General features: G+C 70.0%; 26 protein-coding genes. 21 read left to right on the forward strand and 5 right to left on the reverse strand.

Features of this window, described 5'->3' with window-relative positions:
- The first annotated feature begins 64 nt into the window (after window positions 1-64).
- Together AB0G04_RS23260 and AB0G04_RS23265 are read left to right on the forward strand one after the other, a co-directional pair.
- Entirely contained in the window at window positions 65-859 is a 795-nt protein-coding gene (locus AB0G04_RS23260; protein ID WP_360986270.1) for a lytic transglycosylase domain-containing protein, read from the forward strand.
- Between the two features lie 184 nt (window positions 860-1,043).
- Window positions 1,044-1,469 (forward strand): 50S ribosomal protein L11, encoded by a 426-nt coding sequence (locus AB0G04_RS23265; RefSeq protein WP_360986273.1) that lies wholly within the window; start codon window positions 1,044-1,046, stop codon window positions 1,467-1,469.
- A gap of 31 nt (window positions 1,470-1,500) precedes the next feature.
- On the opposite strand, the gene AB0G04_RS23270 is transcribed toward AB0G04_RS23265, so the two are convergent.
- Window positions 1,501-2,118, reverse strand: coding sequence for an ATP-dependent Clp protease proteolytic subunit (locus AB0G04_RS23270; protein ID WP_360986275.1), 618 nt, complete (start codon window positions 2,116-2,118; stop codon window positions 1,501-1,503).
- Here AB0G04_RS23270 and AB0G04_RS23275 point away from each other — a divergent pair.
- The 3 genes from AB0G04_RS23275 to AB0G04_RS23285 all read left to right on the forward strand — a co-directional run bounded on the left by AB0G04_RS23275 (window position 2,117) and on the right by AB0G04_RS23285 (window position 3,779).
- Window positions 2,117-2,449 carry an aspartate/glutamate racemase family protein gene (locus tag AB0G04_RS23275; protein ID WP_360986278.1) on the forward strand — a complete coding sequence of 111 codons (333 nt, stop codon included), beginning with the start codon at window positions 2,117-2,119 and terminating at the stop codon, window positions 2,447-2,449. The two genes, AB0G04_RS23270 and AB0G04_RS23275, sit on opposite strands and share 2 nt — an antisense overlap.
- A gap of 127 nt (window positions 2,450-2,576) precedes the next feature.
- Entirely contained in the window at window positions 2,577-3,086 is a 510-nt protein-coding gene (locus tag AB0G04_RS23280; protein WP_360986281.1) for a SigE family RNA polymerase sigma factor, read from the forward strand.
- Between the two features lie 15 nt (window positions 3,087-3,101).
- Entirely contained in the window at window positions 3,102-3,779 is a 678-nt protein-coding gene (locus AB0G04_RS23285) for a hypothetical protein (protein WP_360986284.1), read from the forward strand.
- A 61-nt stretch (window positions 3,780-3,840) separates the two neighbouring features.
- Here the strand turns inward: AB0G04_RS23285 and AB0G04_RS23290 are convergent, their stop codons facing one another.
- Both AB0G04_RS23290 and AB0G04_RS23295 read right to left on the reverse strand, forming a co-directional pair.
- Window positions 3,841-4,482, reverse strand: coding sequence for an MBL fold metallo-hydrolase (locus tag AB0G04_RS23290; protein WP_360986287.1), 642 nt, complete (start codon window positions 4,480-4,482; stop codon window positions 3,841-3,843).
- Window positions 4,479-5,177: a maleylpyruvate isomerase family mycothiol-dependent enzyme gene (locus tag AB0G04_RS23295; protein WP_360986290.1), complete on the reverse strand. Its 699-nt coding sequence runs from the start codon at window positions 5,175-5,177 to the stop codon at window positions 4,479-4,481. Before AB0G04_RS23295 ends, AB0G04_RS23290 begins: the two co-directional genes overlap by 4 nt.
- A gap of 212 nt (window positions 5,178-5,389) precedes the next feature.
- Here AB0G04_RS23295 and rsgA point away from each other — a divergent pair, with 212 nt between their 5' ends.
- The 13 genes from rsgA (at window position 5,390) to AB0G04_RS23360 (ending at window position 21,486) form a co-directional block, all read left to right on the forward strand.
- Window positions 5,390-6,439: a ribosome small subunit-dependent GTPase A gene (gene rsgA / locus AB0G04_RS23300; RefSeq protein WP_360986293.1), complete on the forward strand. Its 1,050-nt coding sequence runs from the start codon at window positions 5,390-5,392 to the stop codon at window positions 6,437-6,439.
- A gap of 134 nt (window positions 6,440-6,573) precedes the next feature.
- Entirely contained in the window at window positions 6,574-8,373 is a 1,800-nt protein-coding gene (locus tag AB0G04_RS23305; protein WP_360986296.1) for a hypothetical protein, read from the forward strand.
- A 101-nt stretch (window positions 8,374-8,474) separates the two neighbouring features.
- Window positions 8,475-11,414, forward strand: coding sequence for an excinuclease ABC subunit UvrA (uvrA, locus tag AB0G04_RS23310; protein ID WP_360986299.1), 2,940 nt, complete (start codon window positions 8,475-8,477; stop codon window positions 11,412-11,414).
- A 241-nt stretch (window positions 11,415-11,655) separates the two neighbouring features.
- Window positions 11,656-12,189, forward strand: coding sequence for a Rieske (2Fe-2S) protein (locus tag AB0G04_RS23315; protein WP_360986302.1), 534 nt, complete (start codon window positions 11,656-11,658; stop codon window positions 12,187-12,189).
- Window positions 12,190-12,290: 101 nt separating this feature from the next.
- Window positions 12,291-14,222: an excinuclease ABC subunit UvrC gene (gene uvrC / locus AB0G04_RS23320; RefSeq protein WP_360986305.1), complete on the forward strand. Its 1,932-nt coding sequence runs from the start codon at window positions 12,291-12,293 to the stop codon at window positions 14,220-14,222.
- Between the two features lie 77 nt (window positions 14,223-14,299).
- Window positions 14,300-15,202, forward strand: a complete 903-nt coding sequence (gene rapZ, locus AB0G04_RS23325) for an RNase adapter RapZ (RefSeq protein WP_360332881.1) — start codon at window positions 14,300-14,302, stop codon at window positions 15,200-15,202.
- Window positions 15,199-16,215, forward strand: a complete 1,017-nt coding sequence (locus AB0G04_RS23330) for a 2-phospho-L-lactate transferase CofD family protein (RefSeq protein ID WP_360986308.1) — start codon at window positions 15,199-15,201, stop codon at window positions 16,213-16,215. The genes rapZ and AB0G04_RS23330 overlap by 4 nt, the downstream gene beginning before the upstream one ends.
- Before the next feature lie 142 nt (window positions 16,216-16,357).
- A complete protein-coding gene (gene whiA / locus AB0G04_RS23335) occupies window positions 16,358-17,338 on the forward strand; it encodes a DNA-binding protein WhiA (RefSeq protein ID WP_360986311.1) in 981 nt (326 codons plus the stop codon).
- Window positions 17,339-17,657: 319 nt separating this feature from the next.
- Window positions 17,658-18,659: a type I glyceraldehyde-3-phosphate dehydrogenase gene (gap, locus tag AB0G04_RS23340; RefSeq protein ID WP_360986314.1), complete on the forward strand. Its 1,002-nt coding sequence runs from the start codon at window positions 17,658-17,660 to the stop codon at window positions 18,657-18,659.
- Window positions 18,656-19,858, forward strand: coding sequence for a phosphoglycerate kinase (locus tag AB0G04_RS23345; RefSeq protein WP_360986641.1), 1,203 nt, complete (start codon window positions 18,656-18,658; stop codon window positions 19,856-19,858). The genes gap and AB0G04_RS23345 overlap by 4 nt, the downstream gene beginning before the upstream one ends.
- A complete protein-coding gene (gene tpiA / locus AB0G04_RS23350) occupies window positions 19,858-20,649 on the forward strand; it encodes a triose-phosphate isomerase (protein WP_360986317.1) in 792 nt (263 codons plus the stop codon). The genes AB0G04_RS23345 and tpiA overlap by 1 nt, the downstream gene beginning before the upstream one ends.
- 91 nt (window positions 20,650-20,740) lie before the next feature.
- A complete protein-coding gene (gene secG / locus AB0G04_RS23355; RefSeq protein ID WP_360986320.1) occupies window positions 20,741-20,992 on the forward strand; it encodes a preprotein translocase subunit SecG in 252 nt (83 codons plus the stop codon).
- Between the two features lie 152 nt (window positions 20,993-21,144).
- Window positions 21,145-21,486, forward strand: coding sequence for an RNA polymerase-binding protein RbpA (locus tag AB0G04_RS23360; RefSeq protein WP_106317190.1), 342 nt, complete (start codon window positions 21,145-21,147; stop codon window positions 21,484-21,486).
- 52 nt (window positions 21,487-21,538) lie between these two features.
- Here the strand turns inward: AB0G04_RS23360 and AB0G04_RS23365 are convergent, their stop codons facing one another.
- Window positions 21,539-22,144: a GNAT family N-acetyltransferase gene (locus AB0G04_RS23365; RefSeq protein ID WP_360986323.1), complete on the reverse strand. Its 606-nt coding sequence runs from the start codon at window positions 22,142-22,144 to the stop codon at window positions 21,539-21,541.
- A 115-nt stretch (window positions 22,145-22,259) separates the two neighbouring features.
- Between AB0G04_RS23365 and AB0G04_RS23370 the strand changes: the two genes are divergently transcribed.
- Genes AB0G04_RS23370 through AB0G04_RS23380 form a run of 3 tightly spaced genes read left to right on the forward strand, consistent with a single transcriptional unit; the run spans window position 22,260 to window position 23,780 of the window.
- Entirely contained in the window at window positions 22,260-22,718 is a 459-nt protein-coding gene (locus tag AB0G04_RS23370; RefSeq protein ID WP_360986326.1) for a hypothetical protein, read from the forward strand.
- A gap of 49 nt (window positions 22,719-22,767) precedes the next feature.
- Entirely contained in the window at window positions 22,768-23,343 is a 576-nt protein-coding gene (locus AB0G04_RS23375) for a sigma-70 family RNA polymerase sigma factor (RefSeq protein WP_360986329.1), read from the forward strand.
- Window positions 23,340-23,780 (forward strand): hypothetical protein, encoded by a 441-nt coding sequence (locus AB0G04_RS23380; RefSeq protein WP_360986332.1) that lies wholly within the window; start codon window positions 23,340-23,342, stop codon window positions 23,778-23,780. Before AB0G04_RS23375 ends, AB0G04_RS23380 begins: the two co-directional genes overlap by 4 nt.
- 57 nt (window positions 23,781-23,837) lie before the next feature.
- On the opposite strand, the gene pgl is transcribed toward AB0G04_RS23380, so the two are convergent.
- Window positions 23,838-24,584 carry a 6-phosphogluconolactonase gene (gene pgl / locus AB0G04_RS23385; protein ID WP_360986335.1) on the reverse strand — a complete coding sequence of 249 codons (747 nt, stop codon included), beginning with the start codon at window positions 24,582-24,584 and terminating at the stop codon, window positions 23,838-23,840.
- Window positions 24,585-24,589 lie beyond the last annotated feature (5 nt).

Raw genomic sequence — 24,589 nt, forward strand, 5'->3', positions numbered from 1 at the left:
TGCGGTGATCAACTCGGCACTGCTAGCGTCCCCTGTCGATGTCTTACGGGGGAGGCTCGCGTCGATGCGAAAGATCAAGATTGTGGCCGCGGCGGCGGTTCTGATGGTTGCCGGCGGCTGTGGCCTGACCGGGGCGGGCGAGAAGGAGAACGTGGCCGCGCAGGCACCGGTGTCGGCGCCGACGACCGAGGAAACACCGGTCGAGGAGGCGACACCGGAGCCGGAACCGACGACGGTGAAGCCGAAGCCGAAGCCGAAGTCCACCTCGAAGAAGCCCGCGGCGGAACCGTCGCCGACCGAGGACCCGTTCAACATGCAGCTGCCGCCGTGCGCCGACTACGTCGGCAAGGCGGTCTCCCGCGCCAAGGCGAAGGTCGCGCTGAACGCGGCGGCGACGAAGGTGTACTGGCCGGGCTCGGCGCCGAAGTTGCGGGTGCCGGCCGACCTGATCCGGTCGGTGGCGTGGCACGAGAGCGGCTGGGTGTCGAACATCCGCAACTGTGACGGTGGCTACGGCCTGATGCAGGTCATGCCGGACACCCGGGACTTCGTCAACCAGCGGTTCGAGAAGAACTACGACGTCATGGACCACAGGCAGAACGCGGTCCTCGGCGCCAACTACCTGGCCTGGCTGACGAAGTACTTCGGGGAGAAGTACTTCAAGAAGGACTACGATCTGAGCCCGTCGAAGTGCAAGACCGACGCCTCGCCGTGCCTGCTCAACCTGGTGATCAACGGGTACAACATGGGACAGGGCTCGACCGAGGAGGCCTTCCTGGCGAACCGGGAGCTCTCCAACCCGAAATACACCGCCCTGATCCGGGCGAACATGCGCGAGTGTGACTGCGACCGGTTCTGAACCGGGGCGGTCCCGGGGGTGCCGGAGCCGCGAGCTACACTGGTCGGCGGACCCGAGACCCGCTTACCAGCCCGTTTTGACCCTCTCGTCGATACGGTAGTAAGGTCTCGGGGTTGTCGTGTGTCGTTGATGCTGGCGAGCTGCGTTGTCTCGGCCCGCAGCTCACCCTAAGGAGCCTTACCCAATGCCTCCCAAGAAGAAGACCCATGAGGTAACCCTCGCGCTTGAGGCGGGTAACGCCGCGATGGTCGACCTCGGTAAGATGCTCGGCCCGACCGGCGCCAACATGCGCGCCGTCAAGGTCGAGTACGACGAGGCCACCGCGAAGAACCGGGGCGAGATCATCCCGGTCATCGTGTCGGTCTACGAGGACCGCAGCCACACGCTGGCCTACAAGACGCCGCCGACCAGCTTCCTCATCCGGAAGAGCCTCGGCATCAACTCCGGCGCCGCGAACCCGCTGACCACCACGGTCGGCACGCTCAGCGGCGACCAGATCAAGGCGATCGCCGAGCGCAAGCTGCCGGACCTCAACGCGAACGACCTCGACGCCGCGATCAAGATCGTGGCCGGTACCGCCCGCTCCATGGGTGTCAAGGTCGCGTCCTGAGCTCCAGGTTTTACTGATCGGGCCCCGGTTCTCACCGGGGCCCGTTCTTTTTCGGGGCCACCACCTCGCCGATCAGGCCGTACTCGAGGGCCTCGGCCGCGCTCAGGCGCCGCCCGCTGGACAGGTCGTCCTCGATCCGGCTCCGCGGTTTCCCGGTGATTCCGGCGAGCCGGACCACGACCTCCTCGAGTTCCCGCAGATGCTGCCCGGCAGCGGCCGCGACCTCGTCGGCGGTCCCGGTCACCCCGGCGGCGCGCGGTTCGGTGAGTGTGAAACGGGCATGCCGGTACGCCGCCCGCTGATCCGCCGCGGCAAGCACCGCCAGCGCCGCCCCGCCCGCCTCGGACGTGACGAGCGCCTGCACCGGCGCGGTCAGCGCGTCAAGCACGTCGACCACCGACAGCGCGGCGCTCAGGTCCCCGCCCGGACTCGACACGTGCAGGTGGATCGCCTCCGGCCCGGCCGAGTCGAGGGTGAGCAGAGCGGCCGCGATCCCGGTGGCGGTCTCCGCGGTGAGGTGGCCGCGCAGCATCACGATCCGCTGGTCGAAGAGTCGCTCCTCCAGCCAGCCGGGCAGACCGGGGCCGGCCGGTGGCAGGTGCGGCGGCTGCCACTCCGGCTGATGGTGTGGATGAGGGAACAGCGGCATGACGCCAGCCTATCCACGGTGGTGCCGAACATGCCGACAACCGCGGGCGGCTGGGGTCCGGCCATGTCCGGACCGCTACGTCGTCGCCTGGTCCGGCGATCCGGGCCGTCATGCCGCACGGGAGGTCGCGGCGGGGCCGGTGGTCGGCATCGCCGGGGCGGCGATGCATGCGGCGATGCTGGTCGGGCGCGGCTTCAGCGTGGTCACCACCCTCGGACGTACGGCTGCGGCGCGTGCAAGGACGTGCACGCCTGTGAGATCCCGGTCCTGGAGCTCGAGTCCGGTCCCTCGGTGCTGCCGGGAGTGGCCGCCCCGGCCCGCGAGGCCCTGATCCGGGACGGTTCCGACGAGTACGCTGCGCCCCCGGTCAAGCTGTATCTCGGATTGCTCAGCGACTTCATGCAACCGGATGGAGGTGGGAGTCGTCAGGGAGGCGTGAGAGCGAAGGAGGGGCTCGTGTGAAGAACGAGCGTGATGAGCAATTCCACCAGTTCGTGGTCAGCCGGAGGGCCGCACTGGTGCGGACCGCGACTCTGCTCACGGCGGGTGACGCCCACCTGGCCGAGGACCTGGTGCAGTCGACGCTGACGAAGCTGTACGTCGCGTGGCCGGCGTTCCAGCGGGCCGACAACCCGGACGGCTACGTCCGGCGGACCCTGGTGAACGCGCTGACCGACGAGCGGCGGCGGTGGTGGCGGCGCAGCGAACGGCCGATGGCCGAGGTCCCCGACCGGGCGGCGGCGGAACACGTGAACGGTGACGTCTCCGACGGGCTGCGCGTGGCCCTGAAGGAGCTGCCACCGAAGATGCGCGCCGCGCTGGTGTTCCGCTACTTCTACGACCTCGACGTCGCCGACACCGCCGACGCCCTCGGATGCTCCGAGGGGACGGTGAAGAGCCAGACCGCCCGGGCGCTTGACCGGCTCCGCGCGGTCCTCGGCACAAATCCCTCCCTGGCAACTCTGTGAACAGGAGAAACTGACATGATGAACCTTCAGGACGGGCTGGCGCGGATCGCCGGTCCGGGCACTGAGCCGACCCGGGAGCAGGTCGTCGCGGACCTCGCCCGCGGGCAGAAGGCACTGCGCCGCCGCCGTACGATGCAGGCCGCCGCCGGCTCGGCCTTCACGGTCGCCGCCGTCGCTGCGGCGTTCGCCTTCGCGGCCGGATCTCCGGCCGCCACCACCACTCCCGAGGCCAAGGCCCCGATCACCAGCACGGCGACCTCGGGCGCCAAGGCTCCGGTCTTCGAGCTGAAGGCCTACAAGGGCAAGCAGCCCGACGCGTTCACGGTGGCCCAGGTACCGGCCGGTTACGAGGTCCAGGGTGTGACCGACAGCTCCCTGACCGTCGGCCCGGAGGGCATGGCCGACAAGGACCCGAACAGCTTCGTCGGCAAGGTCGCCGTGATGCTGCAGTCCGTCGACGAGCACGGCAAGATGCCGGGCACGCCGGAGAAGGTGAAGGTAGGTGACCAGGAGGGCCTCTTCGTGAAGCGTCCCGGCACCGAGGGTGACGGCATCACGCTCTTCATCGAGCAACCGTCCGGCATGAATCTGGAGATCCAGGTCTGGGACGGCGTCGGCTGGACCCGCGACCAGATCGTGGCGTTCGCCGAGGGCGTCAAGGTGAACGCGAACGCGAAGCCCGGCCGCGGCTGATCGCCTGAGTGGAGCAGGGAGACCGGGACGAGGTCAGCGCCCCGGTCTCCCCACGTTCGGTTCACCAGCCGCGGGAGCGCCACTCCGCGAGGTGCGGCCGTTCCGCACCGAGCGTCGAGTCCCTGCCGTGGCCGGGGTAGAACCAGGTGTCGTCGCCGAACCGGCCGAACAGCTTGCGCTCGACGTCGCCGATGAGCGACTCGAAGTTCTCCTTCACCCCGCGGGTGTTGCCGACCCCGCCCGGGAACAGGCTGTCCCCGGTGAACAGATGGGCGCCCCGGCAGGCCAGCACGATGGAACCGGGTGTGTGCCCGACCACGTGGATCACGTCCAGGGTGTGCCCGCCCACCTCGACCACGTCGCCGTCGCGCAGCGTCCGGGTCACCACCGGGATCTCGGCGGCGTCGTCGGTGTGGGCCAGCGACTCGGCACCCGTGGCCTTCACCACTTCAGCGAGCGCCTGCCAGTGGTCGCCGTGCCGGTGCGTGGTCACCACGGTCCGCAGCCCGGCCGGGCCGATCAGGTCCAGCAGGGTCCGGGCGTCGCCGGCGGCATCGATCAGCAGCTGCTCGCCGTCGGCGCTGAGCAGGTAGGCGTTGTTGTCCATCGGACCGACCGACACCTTCGTCAGGGTCAGGCCGCCGCCCAGGTCACGGACCGCGGGTGCACCGCCGCGGACCACATCACCGGTGTATTCGCTCATTTCCACCTCGCGGGCTCGGGAAGCTCGCCGTCCGGCGAGACGGTCAGGTCGGAGCCGTCGGCCCGGCCCACGAGCCACGCCGCGAGCGACCGGGTCGGCCCGCCGACGACGGGGGCGTCCGCCGAGCCGATCACCAGCGGACGCTCCAGGCCGAACGGGCGCAGCACCATGGCGGGCGCGCCGGCCGGCGGGTTCTTCACGGTCGCGCGCAGCAGGCGGAGCGCGAACGCCTCCGGCCAGTCGGCCGGCGTGTAGCCGCGGCCCAGGTCGACCCGGTGGATCTCGACCTCGCACAGCCGCAACCAGGGCACCGTTGCCGCTGAACGGGCCAGCGGCAACGGTGTGGCCCAGGCCGCCTCCGGCATGGCCGCGGCCGCGTCGGCGAAGCGGTCGTGCGCGGCCCGCAGGTCGGCCAGTTGCTCGGCCACCGGGCGGCCGGCGCCCGCCTCGATGCCGGCGGCGCGGGCTTCCGGCGACGCGTAGGCAGGGGTCTCCACCCCCGTCCGCGCCCAGGTCAGCAGATTGGTCAAGGCGTCCGCGTTGCGCGCCAGATGCGTGAGCACATGACCGGCCGACCAGCCCGGAAGAAGCGACGGAGCGCCGATCTCGCCATCGGTCAGCGTCTCCGCGGCCCGGAGGAGCGCCTCGGTGGCGTCCTCCACGTCGGTCATCAACACCAGCGGATCGATCGTCACGCAACGACACTATCCGGTGCCGCAAGCACCCCCGGAGGAAATCACTTTCGCCTGGGCTGACGACGGCCGTACCGTCGTTGCCAGACGCGACGATCTCAACCCGCGGAGGAGGTGAGGACCGTGCCGTTCCTTCTTGCCGCGTCCCTTCACCCGGGGGCCTTCGCCTGATCGGCAGGCAACGCCGTCCCCCATCAAGACCGTAAAGGGTTCACATGTCGTTTCCCCTGTCCCAGCTCGGCTGGGACGAACACTTCGCATCCCTGTTCAGCCGCTGGGACCGGCCGGACACCTCACCGGGCCGGGTGCTGCGGGCCGACCGCGGCGTCTGTACCGTCCTGACCGCGGCCGGGGTGACACGGGCGACACTCGGCGGGTGCGTCATGATCGACGCCGCTCGTGACCCCGCCCTGCTGCCGTGTTCCGGCGACTGGGTGGTGTTACGCCACTGGCCGGACCGGCGGACCACCCTGGAGATGGTTCTTCCCAGACGCACCACACTCATCCGGCGGACCGCCGACAAGGACTCGTCGGGCCAGGTTCTGGCCGCCAACATGGACACCGTCGCCGTCGTCGAGCCGATCCATCCGGAGCCCGACGACGCCCGGGTCGAGCGGCTCCTGGCGCTGGCCTGGGAGTCCGGGGCCGACCCGCTGCTCGTTCTCACCAAGACCGACACCACCCGCGATCCCGGTGCGGTCGCCCGGCAGATCGGCGAACTGGCGCCCGGCGTGCCCGTGCTGCCGGTCAGCGTCCAGCGCGGCACCGGTGTCGACGAGCTGCGGGCGTACGCCGGGCCCGGTCGCACGCTCGCCCTGCTGGGCCGGTCCGGTGCCGGCAAGTCGACGCTCGCGAACGCGCTGGCCGGCACGACCGTGATGCCGGTCCAGGCGATCCGGGACGCCGACGGCAAGGGCCGGCACACCACCGCGTACCGGAACATGATCACGCTGCCCGAGGGCGGCGCCGTCATCGACACCCCCGGTATCCGGGGTGTCGGCCTTCTCGACACCGAGGGCGGTCTCGAGCGGGCCTTCGCCGACGTCACCGATCTGGCCGGACGGTGCCGTTTCGACAACTGCCGGCACGAGAGCGAACCGGGCTGTGCCGTCCAGGACGCTCTCGCCGACGGTTCGCTTCCGCCCAGGCGGCTGGCCAGCTGGCGCAAACTCCGCCGGGAGGTGGAGGTGGAGAGCGGGCGGCAATCCGCGAGGATGGCCCGTTCCCGGCGTGCTCCCGCGCCACCCGGTCCGCATCGTCTCTAGAACATTCTCGGGTACGGGCCACGCGTTCCCGGGTGTGCGGGGCGTGGGTGGCTGCCCGCTCCCGCAGGCCGGGCGGGCGCCGGGGTTTGGGCGGCGGTGCGGGGTGCGGAAGGTGCTCTGGCAGAATTCGCCCGGTGCGTTCGGCGGATGAAGTGACCGGTAGGCAGGCGGCAGAGGTCGCGGACGACGCGGAGGAGGCACCGCCGAGCGTGGTGAAGCGGCCCCGGTGGACCCGGACCGACACCTGGACGTTCCTCGGGTTCTTCGGCCTGGCCGTGTTCGTCGTGCTCCAGCTCTGGATCGACCCGAACGGGCACGTGCTGGCCGGCAACCGGGACGACCACGGGATCTTCCTGTTCATGCTGGCGCACGCCGAGCGGGTCGTCTTCGACGGCGCGCCGCTGTTCTACGAGGACCGGTTCAACGTGCCGGTCGGCGTGAACATGATGGCGAACACGTCCATCCTGGCCCTGTCCCTGCCGCTGGCCCCGGTCACCCACTTCCTCGGCGGCGGGGTGACCGTCGCCCTGCTGATCACCCTGGGTCTGGGCGGTACGGCGTTCGCCTGGTACTGGGTGTTCTCGCGTCACCTGGGCCGCAGCCCGCTGGCCTCGGTGATCGGCGCGGCCTGGTGCGGGTTCGCCCCGGCCATGGTGTCGCACGCGAGCGGGCACGTGAACTTCGTCAGCAACTACGTGCTGCCGTTCATCGTGTGGCAGGTTCTGCGGCTGCGCGAGACCGGCCGGGTGTGGCGCGGCGGTGTGATCCTCGGCCTGCTGATCGTCCTGCAGATCTTCATCAACGAGGAGGCGCTGCTCTTCCTCGCGCTCACGCTGGGCGTCTTCGCGGTGTCGTACGCGCTGATGGAGCGGGACGAGGCCCGGCGGGTGTGGAAGCGGTTCACGGCCGGGCTCGGTGTGGCGGCGCTTACCTCCGGGGCGCTGACCGGCTACCCGCTGTGGTTCCAGTTCTTCGGTCCGGGCAATTACCACGGGCAGCCGTTCGAGCCGAGTGTGTACGTCACGGATCTGGCCTCGCTGGGCGCCTTCGCCCGGCAGTCGCTGGCCGGGATCGGCCCGGTGACCCGCCGGCTGAGCGTCAGCGCGACCGAGGACAACACGTTCTTCGGGCCGTTCGGCCTCGTGATGATCATCGTGTCGATCGTCATCCTGTGGCGTTCGGCCGCGATGCGGGCCACCGCGATCGCCGGCATCGTGCTGCTGGTCATGTCGCTCGGCCCGGAGTTGCGCCTGGTCGGCTTCAAGACCGGCATCCCGATGCCGTTCGCGCTGATCAGCCACGTGCCGGTGATCGACCTGGTGAGCGTGACCCGGTTCGCGATGGTGCCCGCCATGGTCGCCGGTGTGCTGCTGGCCTTCGCGATCGACCGGATCCGGGACTACCCGGCGATCACCCGCAAGCGTTTCCGGATCGGCATGGTGCTGGCGCTCGTGCCGCTGTTCCCCAAGCCGCTGCCGGTCGCCGAGGGCGTCCCGATGCCGGAGTTCCTCACGGCGGGCATCTGGCGGCAGTACGTCCCGGAGGGGAGGACGCTGGTCACGGTGCCACTGCCGGACGTGACGACGGGCCGTACCGGCCAGCGCTGGGCCACCCTCAACAACTTCGACTACGCCACGCCGCGCGGCTACTTCATGGGCCCGGCCGATCCGCCGTGGGACGACACCGGCTCGTGGCGGGCCCCACACCGTTACACCTCGCAGCTGCTGTGGAGCGTGCGGGAGTATGGATACCGGCCGGCGCTGAACGACACCGACCGGCGGCGGATCAGAGAGGATCTGGCCTACTGGCGGGCGGCTGTCGTGGTGCTGATCCCGGACGACCGCAACGTGGCCGCGCAACGCGCCACCCTGGTGGATGCGCTCGGCTCGCCCGAGCTCGTCGGCGGCGTCGAGATCTGGCGGGTTAACTCGTAAGAGTGAGCGGCCGGTCCAGAAAATGTCGTACCCCGTCGTTAGAGTGACTGGTCGACTTCAAACACCTGTACGGACTCGTCTTTAAGGCAGAGAGGCTGGCCGTGGCCGACCGACTGACAATCCGTGGCGCGCGTGAGCACAACTTGCGCGACGTCAACCTCGACCTGCCCCGCGACGCCATGATCGTCTTCACCGGGCTCTCCGGTTCGGGTAAGTCGAGCCTCGCGTTCGACACGATCTTCGCCGAGGGCCAGCGGCGCTACGTCGAGTCCCTGTCGTCGTACGCGCGGCAGTTCCTCGGCCAGATGGACAAGCCCGACGTCGACTTCATCGAGGGCCTGTCGCCGGCCGTCTCGATCGATCAGAAGTCGACGAACCGCAACCCGCGTTCCACCGTCGGCACGATCACCGAGGTCTACGACTACCTGCGGCTGCTCTTCGCGCGTACCGGCATCCCGCACTGCCCCGTCTGCAAGGAGCGGATCAGCAGGCAGACCCCGCAGCAGATCGTCGACCGGGTCCTGGCGATGCCCGAGGGCACCCGGTTCATGGTGCTGGCGCCGGTGATCCGGGGCCGCAAGGGGGAGTACGTCGACCTGTTCGCCGAGCTCCAGGCCAAGGGTTACGCCCGGGCCCGGGTCAACGGCGTGGTGCACCCGCTCACCGAGCCGCCGAAGCTGAAGAAGCAGGAGAAGCACACCATCGAGGTGGTGATCGACCGGCTCAGCGTGAAAGCGACGAGCAAGCAGCGCCTCACCGACTCGGTCGAGGCCGCGCTGGGGCTGGCCGGCGGCATCGTCCTGCTCGACTTCGTCGATCTGCCGGAGGACGACCCGGAGCGCGAGCGCCGCTTCTCCGAGCATCTGGCCTGCCCCAACGACCACCCGCTCGCCATCGAGGACCTGGAGCCGCGGGTCTTCTCCTTCAACGCGCCCTACGGCGCCTGCCCCGAGTGCTCCGGCCTCGGCACGAAGAAGGAGGTCGACCCCGAGCTGATCATCCCGGACGAGGAGAAGAGCCTCGGCGAGGGCGCGATCCAGCCATGGGCCGGCGGCACCACCCAGGAGTACTTCACCCGCCTTCTCGAGGCACTTGCCAACGCCGAGGGCTTCAAGCTGGACACGCCCTGGCGGGCCCTGCCGACCCGGATCCAGAAGATCGTGCTGTACGGCGCCGACGACCAGGTCCACGTGCGGTACCGCAACAAGTACGGCCGCGAGCGCTCCTACTACACCGGCTTCGAGGGCGTGGTGCAGTGGATCGAGCGGCGGCACAACGACACCGAGAGTGACTGGTCGCGCGACAAGTACGAGGGCTACATGCGCGACGTGCCCTGCTCGGTCTGCGGCGGCGCCCGGCTCAAGCCCGAGGTGCTGGCCGTGACCGTGGCCGGCAAGAACATCGCCGAGGTCTGCAACCTGTCCGTCGGCGAGTGTGCCGAGCTGCTGGCCGCGATCGAGCTCGACGACCGCCAGAAGATGATCGCCGAGCGGGTGCTCAAGGAGATCAACGCCCGGCTGCGGTTCCTCGTCGACGTCGGCCTGGACTACCTGTCCCTGGACCGGGGCGCCGGCACCCTCTCCGGTGGTGAGGCCCAGCGCATCCGGCTCGCCACCCAGATCGGGTCCGGCCTGGTCGGCGTGCTCTACGTGCTGGACGAGCCGTCGATCGGCCTGCACCAGCGTGACAACCGCCGGCTGATCGAGACCCTGGTGCGGCTGCGCAATCTGGGCAACACCCTGATCGTGGTGGAGCACGACGAGGACACCATCCGGACCGCCGACTGGATCGTCGACATCGGCCCCGGCGCCGGCGAGCACGGCGGGCACATCGTGCACAGCGGTTCGGTCGAGGGCCTGCTGGCGAACGAGAACTCGCCGACCGGCGCCTACCTCTCGGGCCGCAAGTCGATCCCGGTGCCGGCCACCCGGCGGCCGCAGACGCCCGGCCGTGAGGTCGTCGTGCACGGCGCCCGCGAGCACAACCTGCGCAACCTGACCGTCCCGTTCCCGCTGGGCCAGTTCATCGCGGTCACCGGGGTCAGCGGCTCGGGCAAGTCGACGCTCGTCAACGACATCCTGCACACCGTCATGGCGAACCAGATCAACGGCGCCCGCCAGGTGCCCGGCCGGCACACCAAGGTGACCGGGCTGGAACACGTGGACAAGGTCGTCGGGGTCGACCAGTCACCGATCGGCCGGACCCCCCGATCGAACCCGGCCACCTACACCGGTGTCTTCGATCACGTCCGCAAGCTGTTCGCGGAGACCACCGAGGCCAAGGTGCGGGGGTATGGTCCCGGCCGGTTCTCGTTCAACGTCAAGGGCGGCCGCTGCGAGAACTGCTCCGGCGACGGCACCATCAAGATCGAGATGAACTTCCTGCCGGACGTCTACGTCCCGTGCGAGGTGTGCAAGGGCGCGCGGTACAACCGCGAGACCCTGGAGGTGCACTACAAGGGCAAGACCATCTCCGAGGTGCTGAACATGCCGATCGAGGAGGCCGCGGAGTTCTTTTCGGCGCTGCCGGCCATCCACCGGCACCTGCGCACGCTTGTCGACGTCGGTCTCGGTTACGTGCGCCTGGGCCAGCCGGCGACCACCCTGTCCGGCGGTGAGGCGCAGCGCGTGAAACTCGCCTCCGAGCTGCAGAAACGTTCGACCGGGCGGACCGTCTACGTGCTCGACGAGCCGACCACGGGTCTGCACTTCGAGGACATCCGCAAGCTTCTGATCGTGCTGAACGGTCTGGTCGACAAGGGCAACACGGTGATCACGATCGAGCACAACCTCGACGTGATCAAGACGGCCGACTGGCTGATCGACATGGGCCCGGAGGGCGGCAGCAAGGGCGGCCTGGTGCTCGCCACCGGTACTCCCGAGCAGTTGGCGGAGGTGAAGGAGAGCCACACCGGCGGCTTCCTGCGGCACATGCTGGGCCTGTCCGGGGAGCCGGGCGGCTCGTCGGTCGCGGTCGGCCGGGCGGCGAAGGCGAACGGGACCCGGACCGCCACGCGGTCGCGGGCGAAGGCGACGGCCTGATGCGGGAACTTCCTTGATTTAGAAACTTCTTAGACGACTCTCAGCTACCCCACCCGATTGGTCTTCTAGGGTCGGCCGGGTGCACCGCTGCTCATCCCACCCCGGCAAATGGGTGGGGCGAACACGGAGGAAGCGGGAGAATTCTCGCGCGGCACGTTTGAACTGATCGCGGTCAAGGTCCGTATCCCGGGGCGACTCCGCGTGACATCAGCGGCAGAAGACAGGTAGTGGAGGGCGACAAATGACTGACGTGCAGCCGAGGACCGACGCCGAGATCCAGCAGGACCGTACTGGCACCGCCTCGACACGCCGCGTCGTCCTGATGGGTGCCGGCGGGCTCGGCGCCGCCGCGGCCCTGGCGGCCTGCGGCACCGACTCCAGCGGCACCAACCCGAACGGGACGGACTTCAACAACAACCCGATTCCGGCCGGCAGCACCGCCGCCGGCGACGGCGGTGACACCGGTGGCGGGAACACCGGCGGTGGCGGCGGCACGGTGCTCGTCGCGGCATCCAAGGTGGCGGTCGGCGGCGGCGTGATCCTGGACGAACTGGTCGTCACGCAGCCCGCGGAGGGCACCTTCAAGGCCTTCAGCAACGTGTGCACGCACCAGGGCTGCAAGGTCACCGAGATCAAGAACAAGCAGATCGTCTGCAGGTGCCACAGCAGCTTCTTCTCCATCGAGGACGGTTCCCCGGTCTCCGGGCCGGCCGCTCAGCCGCTCGCCGCGACCAAGGTCGAGCTGGACGGCGACAACGTGGTGGCCTCGGCCTGACGGTCGTTCTCCTCTGCTGAGACCGGAGGCCCGGGCCGTGGCGGCGGCACCGGGCCTCCGGCCGGGCAATTCTGTCAGTCCCAGGCACTAAAGTTGGATCTGTGCCTGACCCGTCCAGCTATCGTCCGGCGCCCGGTACCATCCCCGATGCCCCGGGCGTCTACCGCTTCCGCGATCCAGCCGGCCGGGTGATCTATGTCGGCAAGGCGAAAAGCCTGCGTAACCGGCTCAACTCCTACTTCGCGGACGTGTGGTCGCTGCACGCGCGGACCCAGCAGATGGTCACCACGGCCGGCAGTGTGGACTGGGTCACCGTCGGGACCGAGGTCGAGGCGCTGCAGCTCGAGTTCTCCTGGATCAAGGAGTTCGACCCGCGCTTCAACGTGAAATACCGGGACGACAAGTCGTACCCGTTCCTTGCCGTCACGCTCGACGAGGAGTTCCCCCGTCTGCAGGTGATGCGCGGCGCCAAGCGCAAGGGCGTCCGCTACTTCGGTCCCTACTCGCACGCCTGGGCCATCCGCGAGACGCTCGACCTGCTGCTGCGGGTCTTCCCGGCGCGCACCTGCTCGGCCGGCGTCTTCAAACGGGCCCACCAGATCGGCCGGCCGTGCCTGCTCGGCGACATCGGCAAGTGCTCGGCTCCGTGCGTCGCCCGGGTGAGTCCCGACGAGCACCGGGTGATCGTCGACGATTTCTGCGACTTCATGGCCGGCCGCACCGACCTGTTCCTCAAGCGGGTCGAGCGCGAGATGCTGCGGGCGTCCGAGGAGCTGGAGTTCGAGCGCGCCGCCCGCCTCCGCGACGACCTGGTGGCCTTGCGCCGCGCCCTCGAGAAGCAGACCGTCGTGCTCGGCGACGGCACCGACGCCGACATCGTGGCCTTCGCCGAGGACCCGCTCGAGGCCGCCGTCCAGGTCTTCCACGTGCGTGGCGGCCGGGTCCGGGGTCAGCGGGGCTGGGTGGTGGAGAAGGTCGAGGACCTGAGCACCGGCGATCTGGTCCATCACTTCTGCACCCAGATGTACGGCGAGGAGCACGGCGAGAACGACGTGCCCCGTGAGCTGCTGGTGCCGGCGCTGCCCGACGACGACGAGGCGCTCGCCGAGTGGCTGTCGGTGCACCGCGGCAGCCGGGTCAGCCTGCGGGTGCCGCAGCGTGGCGACAAGAAGGCGCTGATGGAGACCGTGGCGCGCAACGCCGCCGAGGTGCTCCAGCGGCACAAGCTGCGCCGGGCCGGCGACCTGACCACCCGGAACAAGGCGCTCGAGGAGATCGCCGAGTCGCTGGGCATGGAGGGCGTGCCGCTGCGCATCGAGTGCTTCGACGTGTCGCAGATCCAGGGCACCGACGTGGTCGCCTCGATGGTCGTCTTCGAGGACGGGCTCGAGCGCAAGAGCGAGTACCGTCGCTTCATCGTCCGCGGCAACCCGGACGGCAGCGGGATGGACGACCTGTCCGCGATGAGCGAGGTGATGCGGCGGCGGTTCGCCCGCTTCAAGGCCATGGAGCAGCCGGAGGAGGGGGAGCTGCCCGGCATCGATCCGCTGACCGGCAAGGCGCGGCGTTTCGCGTACCCGCCGCAATTGATCGTGGTTGATGGTGGTCAGCCGCAGGTCAACGCGGTCGCCGCGGTGCTGGCCGAGATGGGTGTGACCGATGTCGCTCTGTGCGGGCTGGCCAAGCGGCTCGAGGAGGTCTGGCTGCCCGCCGACGACTTCCCGGTGATCCTGCCGCGCACCTCGGAGGCGCTCTACCTGCTGCAGCGGGTGCGTGACGAGGCGCACCGGTTCGCCATCACCTTCCACCGGCAGCGGCGGTCCAAGCGGATGACCGAGTCGGCGCTCGACGAGGTGGCGGGCCTGGGTGAGGTTCGCCGCAAGGCGTTGCTGCGCCATTTCGGGTCGCTCAAGCGGCTGTCCGAGGCCACTCCGGAGGCGATCGCCGAGGTGCCCGGCATCGGCTTGAAGACCGCGGAATCCGTGCTTGCCGCGCTGCGTTCACCCGAGACGGGGAAGACCACGGGGCGGTAGCCCCGGTCGGCCTACCATGTTGTGTCCGCGAAAACGGCGCGGGCGTGATTGCGCGGGAGGCGTGCGTGACCGAAGCGATGCCGGACCTCGGACCCGACGAGGTGGTGGAACCGGATGAGGCCGGGACCGACCTGGTGGTGGTGACCGGGCTCTCCGGCGGTGGGCGCAGCACGGTGGCGCGGGCGCTGGAGAACGTCGGCTTCTACGTGGTCGACAACCTGCCGCAGGCCCTGATGCTGGAGATGGCCGAGCTGGCGTTCGCCGCCGGGGGCGCCGCCCGGCGGACCGCCATGGTTCTCGATGTCCGCAGCCGGGCGTTCTCCACCGACCTGGCGGGCGCGGTCCGCGCTCTGAAGGAGCGTGGCTTCTCGCCGCGCGTGGTGTTCGTGGACGCCGACGACGAGGTGCTGATCCGCCGGTTCGAGTCGGTGCGGCGCTCGCATCCGCTGCAGGGTGACGGGCGGCTGGCCGACGGCATCGCGGCCGAGCGCAAGTTGCTCGCGGAGGCCCGCGAACAGTCCGATGTGATCATCGACACCAGTCACCTGAACGTGAACCAGCTGCGCCGCCGGGTGGAGGAGCTGTTCGGCGGGGAGGACTCGCGCCGGCTGCGGATCACCGTGCTCTCCTTCGGCTTCAAGTACGGCCTTCCGCCGGACGCCGACTACGTGCTGGACGCCCGCTTCCTGCCGAACCCGTTCTGGGTGCCGGAGCTGCGCGAGCACACCGGCCTGGAGGAGGGGGTGAGCAGTTACGTCCTCGGCCAGGAGGGTGCCACCGACTTCGTCGCCACCTACGCCGGGTTGATCGCCGCCACCGCGCCCGGCTTCGAGCGGGAGGGCAAGCGTTACCTCACCGTCGCCATCGGCTGCACCGGTGGCAAGCACCGCAGTGTCGCCATCGCCGAGGAACTCACCTCCCGGCTGAGCGGCATGCGCCTGTCCGCACACACCTCGCACCGCGATCTGGGGCGCGAGTGACGGCGATCCGGGTGGTCGCCTTCGGCGGCGGGCACGGGTTGAGCGCGTCGTTGCGGGCTCTGCGGAACAGCGCACGGGGACTCGACCTGAATATCACCGCGATCGTCACGGTCGGTGACGACGGCGGCTCCAGCGGCCGGCTCCGGGCCGAACGGGACGCCCTGCTGCCACCGGGCGATCTGCGGCAGGCACTCGCCGCGCTGGCCGCCGACAATCCGGCGCACCGGTTGACCGCGAGTCTGATGCAGCACCGGTTCGCCTCGATGACGGTGCCGGCGCAGGTGACCGTGCCGGGACGGGGCCCGCGGGTGGAGCGGCGTGCCGACCGCAGCCAGGACGGCCTGGCCGGGCACGCGGTCGGCAACCTGCTGCTGCTCGGACTGATCGAGATGCTCGGCGACCCGGTGGCCGCCCTGGACCACGCCGCCACGATGGTCGGCGCGCGGGGCCGGGTGCTGCCGATGGCGCTGCACGCGGTCGGCATCGAGGCGGACATGGTGGCGCCGGACGGCAGCCGGGTCACCGTCTCCGGCCAGCACTCGGTGGCCGTCGCGGACGGGCGGGTGGCCTCGCTGCGGCTGGTGCCGGAAAATCCGCCGGCCTGTCCGGAGGCGATCGCCGCGGTGCGGGACGCCGATTGGCTGATCTTCGGGCCGGGCAGCTGGTACACGAGTGTCCTGCCGCATCTGCTGGTCCCGGAACTCGCCGCCGCGATCGTGGCCAGCGGGGCCCGCCGGCTGGTCACCCTGAACCTCAGCCCGGACCGGGAGACGGCCGGGCTCTCCACCGCCGATCACCTGGCGGCGCTGCACTGGTACCTTCCGGATCTCCGGGTCGACACCGTGCTGGCCGACGCGAAATGGGTCGGCGAGCCGGAGCCGGTCCGGGCCGCCGCGCAGGCACTCGGCGCGGAACTGGTTCTGGTCCCCGTGGCCGTTGCGGACGGCAGCCCACGGCATGATCCTGAGTCATTGGGCGCCGCCCTGGTGCCAGTATTGGGCGCCACTCGTTGAGTACAGACGTAGTGCGGCACACACCGAGGCTCGTTCACGACCCACCTTGAGCCCCGGTGTTGCCGAAGGTAAGGACGACGGTCTCCACCGTCGTGAATAAGGCTCAGTTTGTTCAAGATCCGGCGCATGAGGTGACATCACGATGGCGATGACGGCAGCGGTCAAAGACGAGCTGAGCCGGGTCGACGTGCCCAAGCCCTGCTGCCGGCGGGCGGAGATGGCGGCCCTGCTGCGCTTCGCCGGAGGGCTGCACATCGTCTCCGGCCGGGTGGTCGTGGAGGCGGAGCTGGACACCGGCGCGGTGGCCCGGCGGTTGCGGCGGGAGATCGCCGACGTCTACGGCTACCCGAGCGAGGTGCACGTGCTGGCCTCCGGCGGGTTGCGCAAGGGCAGCCACTACATCGTGCGGATCGTCAAGGACGGCGAGGTGCTGGCCCGCCAGACCGGCCTGCTCGACGTGCGCGGCCGTCCGGTCCGCGGACTGCCGCAGCACGTGGTGAGCGGCAACGTGTGCTGCTCGGTGGCGGCGTGGCGGGGTGCGTTCATGGCGCACGGCTCGCTCACCGAGCCGGGTCGTTCCAGCGCGCTGGAGATCACCTGCCCCGGCCCGGAGGCGGCTCTCGCGCTCCGCGGGGCCGCGCGCCGGATCGGCATCACCGCGAAGGACCGCGAGGTGCGCGGTGTGGACCGGGTGGTGATCAAGGACGGCGACGCGATCGCCGCGCTGCTCACCCGAGTCGGCGCGCATTCCAGTGTGCTGGCCTGGGAGGAGCGGAGGGTACGCCGTGAGGTGCGTGCCACCGCGAACCGGCTGGCGAACTTCGACGACGCGAACCTGCGGCGCTCGGCCCGCGCGGCGGTCGCGGCCGCGGCCCGGGTCACCCGGGCGCTGGAGATCCTGTCCGAGGACGCGCCGAACCATCTGACGTCGGCCGGTCAGCTGCGCCTCGAGCACCGTCAGGCCTCCCTGGAGGAACTGGGTGCCCTGGCCGACCCGCCGCTGACCAAGGACGCGATCGCCGGGCGGATCCGGCGGCTGCTCGCCCTGGCCGACAAGCGCGCCCGGGACCTCGGTATCCCGGACACCGAGGCGGCCGTCACCCCGGAGATGATGGCCTGCTGACGGGTGATCCCGATCACCTCGTCCGGAGGACCTTCGGTCCTTAACGGAGATGCCGTCAAGGGCCAGGCTGATGACGTCATCGGTAACGCCGCCGTGATCCGTTTAGGTAACGTTCAGGTCGCGCCCCGCCGCCCAGCGGGTGTGTGGGCTCGGATAGTGTCACGGGTGACGGCGACGCTGCCGGCAGTCCGGCCGAGCCCCCCGTCATCGAAGTTCTGGGTGCGGCGCCGGACGCCTTTTTGTCGGCCGTCCCTGCGGTCGGCATGCAGACCCCTCCGCCGGTCGCAGAATCCGGCGGACCGAAACGAGGAGACCACCTGTGACCATCCGGGTTGGCATCAACGGCTTCGGCCGTATCGGTCGTAACTTCTTCCGGGCGGTTCTCGCCTCCGGCGCCGACATCGAGATCGTCGGCGTGAACGACCTGACCGATAACGCCACGCTGGCTCACCTGCTCAAGTACGACAGCATCCTGGGCCGTCTGGGCCACGAGGTGAAGGCGTCCGCCGACGAGATCAGCGTCGGTGGCAAGTCGTTCAAGGCGTTCGCCGAGCGTGACCCGAACAACCTGCCGTGGGGCGACCTCGGCGCGGATGTCGTCATCGAGTCGACCGGCTTCTTCACCGACGCCACCAAGGCCAAGGCCCACGTGGACAAGGGCGCCAAGAAGGTCATCATCTCGGCTCCGGCCAAGAACGAGGACATCACGATCGTGATGGGTGTGAACGACGGCCTGTACGACGCCGCCAAGCACACCATCATCTCGAACGCGTCCTGCACCACCAACTGCCTCGCTCCGATGGCGAAGGTCCTGAACGACACGATCGGGATCGAAAAGGGTCTGATGACCACGATCCACGCGTACACCCAGGACCAGAACCTTCAGGACGGCCCGCACAGCGACCTGCGCCGCGCCCGCGCCGCCGCGCTGAACATCGTGCCGACCTCGACCGGTGCCGCCAAGGCCGTCAGCCTGGTGCTGCCGGAGCTCAAGGGCAAGCTGGACGGCTTCGCGCTGCGGGTGCCGATCCCCACCGGCTCGGCCACCGACCTGACCTTCACCGCCGCCCGTGACACCACGGTGGAAGAGGTCAACGCCGCCGTCAAGGCCGCGGCCGAGGGCCCGCTCAAGGGCATCCTGGTCTACACCGAGGACGCGATCGTGTCGGCCGACATCGTCACCGACCCGGCCTCCTGCATCTTCGACGCGGGCCTCACCAAGGTCATCGGCGGCAACCAGGTCAAGGTCGTCGGCTGGTACGACAACGAGTGGGGCTACTCGAACCGCCTCGTCGACCTGGTCAAGCTCGTCGGAGCCTGATCTTGAAGACTCTCGACGACCTGCTCGCCGAGGGTGTCTCGGGTCGGCGCGTCTTCGTACGCGCCGACCTGAACGTGCCCTTCGACAAGAGCAATCCGGGTGTCATCAGCGACGACGGCCGCGCCCGCGCGGTGCTGCCGACGCTGATCGCCCTGCGTGACGCGGGCGCCAAGGTGATCGTGGCGTCCCACCTGGGCCGTCCGAAGGGCGCGCCGGACCCCAAGTTCACCCTTGCCCCGGTGGCGACCCGTCTCGGTGAGCTGCTCGGCTCGCCGGTGGTCTTCGCCGCGGACACCGTCGGTGCCGACGCCCGGGCCAAGGTCGAGGCGCTCGCCGGCGGTGAGGTGCTCCTGCTGGAGAACCTGCGCTTCAACGAGGGCGAGACCTCGAAGGACGACGCTACTCGCGGGGCCTTCGCGGACCAGCTGGCCGCGTTCGCCGACTTCTACGTCGACGACGCGTTCGGCGCGGTGCACCGCAAGCACGCCTCGGTGTACGACGTCCCGGCCCGCCTCCCGCACTACGCCGGTGGTCTCGTCCTCAAGGAGGTCGAGGTCCTCAAGCGGGTGTCGGAGAGCCCGGAGCAGCCGTACGTCGTCGTGCTCGGCGGCTCGAAGGTCTCCGACAAGCTCGCCGTCATCCAGGCGCTGCTGCCGAAGGTGGACAAGCTCCTCGTCGGCGGTGGCATGTGCTTCACCTTCCTCAAGGCCCAGGGCCACGAGGTCGGCAAGTCGCTGCTCGAGGACGAGATGGTCTCCGTCTGCGCCGATCTCCTCGCGCAGGCCGACGGCCGGATCGTGCTGCCCGTCGACGTCGTGGCCGCCACCGAGTTCTCGGCCGACGCCACGCACGATGTCGTCGCGGCGTCCGAGATCCCGGCCGACCGGCTCGGTCTCGACATCGGCCCGAAGTCCACGGAGCTGTTCGCCTCGGCGATCGCCGGCGCGAAGACGGTGTTCTGGAACGGGCCGATGGGCGTGTTCGAGCTGGCGCCGTTCGCCGCGGGTACCCGCGGCGTGGCCGAGGCGATCACCAAGATCGACGGCTTCTCGGTCGTCGGTGGCGGCGACTCCGCGGCCGCGGTGCGCACGCTCGGGCTCGACGAGTCGGCGTTCGGCCACATCTCCACCGGTGGGGGCGCGTCCCTGGAGTACCTCGAAGGCAAGACGCTGCCGGGCGTCGCCGCTCTGGAGAAGTGATGGGTGACGTGACCCGCAAGCCGATCATCGCCGGTAACTGGAAGATGAACCTCAACCACTTCGAGGCGATTCTCCTGGTCCGGAAACTGGCCGCGAACCTGACGCCCGCGCAGCTCGATGCGGTGGAGACGGTTGTGCTCCCGCCGTTCACCGATCTGCGCAGCGTCGAGGGCGCGATCAAGGACGACAAGCTCAACATCGGGTACGGCGCGCAGGACGTCTCGAAGTTCGCGTCCGGCGCCTACACCGGCGAGATCTCCGGTGGCATGCTCGCCAAGCTGGGCTGCACCTACGTGGTGGTCGGGCACTCCGAGCGCCGTGAGTACCACGGCGAGGACGACGCGACCGTAAACGCGAAGAACAAGGCCGCCTTCGAGGCCGGTCTCGTGCCGATCTTCTGTGTCGGTGAGGGCCTGGACATCCGTGAGGCCGGCAACCAGGTCGAGCACGTGCTCGCCCAGGTCGACGCGGGTCTCGAGGGGCTCAAGACCGAGCAGCTCAAGCAAATCGTGATCGCGTACGAGCCGGTGTGGGCGATCGGTACCGGCAAGACCGCGACGCCGGAGGACGCCCAGGAGGTCTGCGGCGCGATCCGTGGCCGCCTCGCCGAGAAGTTCGGTGCCGAGGTGGCCGACGTGGTACGCATTCAGTACGGCGGATCGGTCAAGGCGAACAACATCGCCCAGATCATGGCCAAGCCGGATGTGGACGGTGCCCTGGTAGGCGGCGCCGCACTGGACGCCGAAGGGTTCGCCGCGATCGTGCGGTTCCCGGAGCACGTCGCGCGCTAAGCGTAATTTGCGCGTGCCCGGCCGTATCGTGCGGCCGGGCACCCGCTATTGTGGGACCGCTGCTTGCCCTTCGAGAGGAATGAACCCGACGATGCCGATCGCGTTCGCTTACACGTTGATCGTGTTGCTGATCATCACCAGCATTCTGCTGACCCTGCTGATCCTGCTGCACCGGGGCAAGGGTGGCGGCATGTCGAGCATGTTCGGTGGCGGTGTGACCTCCAGCCTGTCCGGTTCCTCGGTCGCCGAGAAGAACCTCGACCGTTACACCGTCCTCGTGGGCATCATCTGGTTCGCCTGCATCGTGGGACTCGGTTTCTGGCTGAAGGTCCAGATCGCCTGACGGCGCCTACAAGACGTAGAATCTGCCGCGCGGCCGGTTTCTCCGGCCGCGCGGTTTTTTGTTCCCGGCTGTCCGGTTCGCGCTGCCCCTCGCGTGACGAAGCCGAGACCGGACGGCGCCATGAGAGGCCCCTCGAGACAGGAGTGACGTCCGTGTCCAGTGGCAGCGCTATTCGCGGCAGCCGGATCGGGTCCAGCCCGATGCGTCCCGACGAGCGCAGCGAACCGGCACCGCGCAGGCAGGTGACCTACTTCTGCGCGGCCGATCACGACAGCATCATCTGGTTCGCGGCCGAGGCGGCGATCCCCGACACCTGGGACTGTCCGCGTTGCGGGCAGCCGGCCGGTCTCGACCGGTCGAACCCGCCGGGCAAATCGCGCACCGAGCCGTACAAATCGCATCTCGCGTATGTGAAGGAGCGCCGCTCCGAGGAGGATGCCGCGGCGATCCTCGCCGAGGCGCTCGCCAAGGTGCGCCAGCGCCGCGGCGAATGATCCACCGATGAGTGATGTCCGTCCGCCGAGCGGAGTGGCGGGCGGACGTCGCTCAGGTCAGCGGGCTGGTGTCCCGCCCGACGAACCGGGCGCCCGGGTTGGGCACGTCGATGTCGTGGAAGCCCAGGCGGCGGTAGAACGCGTAGGCGCTGTGGTTCTCGGCGGCCATGCCGAGATGCATCGCCGGGACGCCGGCCGCCCGGAGGCCGTCCACGAAGGCGGCCATCAGCCCGCGGCCGTGTCCCTTGCCCTGCCAGTCCGGCAGCAGGTCGATGTGCAGGTGCGCCGGGTAGCCGGCGAACTCGGGCTGGAGCATCCGGTCCGGATCGCGGTGGACGGCGATCAGTTCGGCGTCGCGCGGATCGTCGCTCGCGAACCGGGCGGCGGTCTCCGGCAGCCATGTCTCCCGGTACCACTCGACGAACGCCGTCGTGTCCGCGGTGCCCAGGATGTAGCCGACGGCCGTACCCGTTCCGTCGTCGAGCACGTGCGCGTGCTCGGGCTCCCGGATCACATAGGGGACCGCCCAGACGTCGCCGAGCATCCGGTCCGAGGTGTGCCGGCCGCGCGCGTCACCCCCTGAGGCGGCGGTGCGCACACAGATGTCGTAGATCGCGTCGAGGTCACTGGGCTGATAGGCGCGGATCGTCGGCTGCACGTCGGAAGTCTAAAGGTGTGCTGCGCGTCACAATCTGACCGCCAACCTTCTGCCGGGTCACACGTCTACTTCTGCGACAGGCACCAAGACAGGAATCGACGAGCAGGAGTACCCGATGCGTTTCTCGACACGTGGACTGGCCCTCACCCTCGGCGCGGCGACAGTGGTGGCCATCGCCGGTCTGTCGGCCACCGCGTTCGCCGACGACGCCACGCCGGCCCCGGTGCCGCCCACCACCACACCCGGCAGCTACCAGCCGACCGCTGAGCCGGCGCCCACAGCGTCCACCCGTGGCCCGGGCAAGATGACCGCGGCTCCGTCCCCGGCGACGTCGAGGTCCAGTGAAAGCGGTTACAAGCCGACCGGGGAGCCGGCGGCGCCCACCGCCTCCCCGGCGAAGCCCGCCGTCACGCCCGGCAAGCCCGCCGTCACGCCCGGCAAGCCCGCCGTCACGCCCGGCAAGGGACCGGCCGCGACTCCGGCACCTGCCAAGCCGGCCGCCACGCCCGGCTCCGGTCCCGCCGTGACCAAGGCGCCGGCGAAGCCGGCCGTCACGCCGTCGCGCTCGCGCTGACGCGGCAGGTACCGTTCGTTCCCGCCATACGACCCCCGGGGCCTCGCCTGTGATCTCCGTACTGCCGTTTCCTTCGCTGTTCGCCTGGCTGCGCGGACTCTCCGCCGGTGTGCGGACGGCCGGTCGTGGCGGCCCTGAGACGCCACCGGCGATCAACGAGCTCTACCACAGCCGGCGGCTCAGCATGGTCCGGCTGGCGGTGCTGATGGTCGACGACCTGCCCACCGCGGAGGACATCGTGCAGGACGTGTTCACCGCCCTCTACCGAAGACACGGGCCCGGCCTGCGCGGGGTGACGGATCCGAACGCCTACCTCATCACCGGGGTGACCAACGCGGCGCGCTCGGCTCTGCGGCGCCGCCGTACCGCCCGCGCGTATCTTCCTCCGTCGCCGGAGAACGTCCCGGCGGCGGAGGACGAGGCGATGCTCGGCGTCGGTGACCGGGAGATGTTACGGGCGCTGCGCGGCTTGACCCCCCGGCAACGCCAGGTGCTGGTGCTGCGTTACTGGTCGGAGCTCTCCGAGGCGGAGATCGCCGATACGCTGCGGGTCTCCCGCGGCACGGTCAAATCGACGGCGCACCGTGCGCTGTCCATCCTGCGCGCACGACTGGGGGAACGGTGACCGACGAGTGGGAACTACGGCTGCGGAGCGCGCTGGCCGCCCGAGCCGGTCAGGTCACCCAGGAGCGGCTGAGGTTCGGAGTTCCACCGACGGTCGCCGTGCCCCGCGAACCGTCGCGGCTCTGGCGTCTGTGGCGCTGGCTGCCGTTACCGGCCGGAGCGGCGATCGTGGCGGTGGCGCTGACCCTGACGCTGGGACCCCGATCGCCTGGGCCGGAGCCGATCCAGCCCGCTGATCCGGTCGTCACCGCGCCTCCGTCGCCCTCCACGACGGCCTCGCCGTCCAGCATGGCCACCGACCCGGCGCCGTCGACCTCGGCGCCGCGGTCGGTCCCGGCCACGCCGTCCCGGTCCGCGCGGACGAAGGGGGTCACCGTCGGGCCCGGCGCCGGGCCGGTGACCAAGCCGGCCCGGCCCGAGGCGACCCCGGCCGGCTGACGCCCGCGGTTCGTGTGGTGACTTGCGGTGCCGACCGCGAGTCACCACAGTGCGGTCCTACGGCTGGGTGGGCACGTTCGCCGCGGCTGCCCGGTCCAGGAGCCAGACGGTTCTCTGTACGCCCGAGGCGTTGGCCGCGGGCAGATTCCCGCCGGACAGCACCGTACCGACCGGAGTGGCCTTGTCCGGTCCGGCCGCGATCAGCCACACCTCGTCGGCGCTCCGGATCGTCGACAGGGTCAGGGTGACCCGGGTCGGCGGCGGCTTCGGGCTGTCGAAGGTGGCGGCCGTCGTGCCGGTCTGCTGCAGCACCGGGTGATCCGGGAAGAGTGACGCCACGTGCCCGTCCTCGCCGACGCCGAGCATCAGCACGTCGAAGCGGGGCAGCGTCGCGCCCGGCCCGGCCGAGGCGGCCAGCTCGTCCGCGTAGCGTGCGGCGGCCGCGATCGCGTCCTCACCGTCCGGGCCGTCGGAGGCGGGCATGGCGTGCACCCTGGCCGGATCCAGCGCCAGCTTGTCCAGCAGTGCCTCGCGCGCCTGGGTCTCGTTGCGGTCCGGGTCGCCGGCGGGCAGGTACCGTTCGTCGCCCCACCAGAGGTCCACCCGGGACCAGTCGATGGCTGCGGAGGCGGGCAGTTCCCGCACCGAGCGCAGCACTTTCGCCGCGACCCGGCCGCCGGTCAGCACCACGCTCGCCGAGCCGTGCACCGCCTGCGCGTCGATGATCTTGACGGCGAGCCGAGCCGCCACCGTGGACGCCAGGATGTCGGCGTCCGGAACCACCACGACCACGGTCTCACTCAATTGCG

It is taken from the genome of Actinoplanes sp. NPDC023801 (assembly GCF_040639655.1).
In the GTDB taxonomy this organism is placed as follows: Bacteria; Actinomycetota; Actinomycetes; order Mycobacteriales; family Micromonosporaceae; genus Actinoplanes.

Excerpts from the sequence above, each read along its gene's own strand:
- AB0G04_RS23260 (WP_360986270.1), top strand. The coding sequence starts at position 65 with ATGCGAAAGATCAAGATTGTGGCCGCGGCGGCGGTTCTGATGGTTGCC.
- AB0G04_RS23265 (WP_360986273.1), top strand. The coding sequence starts at position 1,044 with ATGCCTCCCAAGAAGAAGACCCATGAGGTAACCCTCGCGCTTGAGGCG.
- AB0G04_RS23275 (WP_360986278.1), top strand. The coding sequence starts at position 2,117 with ATGACGCCAGCCTATCCACGGTGGTGCCGAACATGCCGACAACCGCGG.
- AB0G04_RS23270 (WP_360986275.1), bottom strand. The coding sequence starts at position 2,118 with ATGCCGCTGTTCCCTCATCCACACCATCAGCCGGAGTGGCAGCCGCCG.
- AB0G04_RS23285 (WP_360986284.1), top strand. The coding sequence starts at position 3,102 with ATGATGAACCTTCAGGACGGGCTGGCGCGGATCGCCGGTCCGGGCACT.
- AB0G04_RS23290 (WP_360986287.1), bottom strand. The coding sequence starts at position 4,482 with ATGAGCGAATACACCGGTGATGTGGTCCGCGGCGGTGCACCCGCGGTC.
- rsgA (WP_360986293.1), top strand. The coding sequence starts at position 5,390 with ATGTCGTTTCCCCTGTCCCAGCTCGGCTGGGACGAACACTTCGCATCC.
- AB0G04_RS23315 (WP_360986302.1), top strand. The coding sequence starts at position 11,656 with ATGACTGACGTGCAGCCGAGGACCGACGCCGAGATCCAGCAGGACCGT.
- rapZ (WP_360332881.1), top strand. The coding sequence starts at position 14,300 with ATGCCGGACCTCGGACCCGACGAGGTGGTGGAACCGGATGAGGCCGGG.
- whiA (WP_360986311.1), top strand. The coding sequence starts at position 16,358 with ATGGCGATGACGGCAGCGGTCAAAGACGAGCTGAGCCGGGTCGACGTG.
- tpiA (WP_360986317.1), top strand. The coding sequence starts at position 19,858 with ATGGGTGACGTGACCCGCAAGCCGATCATCGCCGGTAACTGGAAGATG.
- secG (WP_360986320.1), top strand. The coding sequence starts at position 20,741 with ATGCCGATCGCGTTCGCTTACACGTTGATCGTGTTGCTGATCATCACC.
- AB0G04_RS23370 (WP_360986326.1), top strand. The coding sequence starts at position 22,260 with ATGCGTTTCTCGACACGTGGACTGGCCCTCACCCTCGGCGCGGCGACA.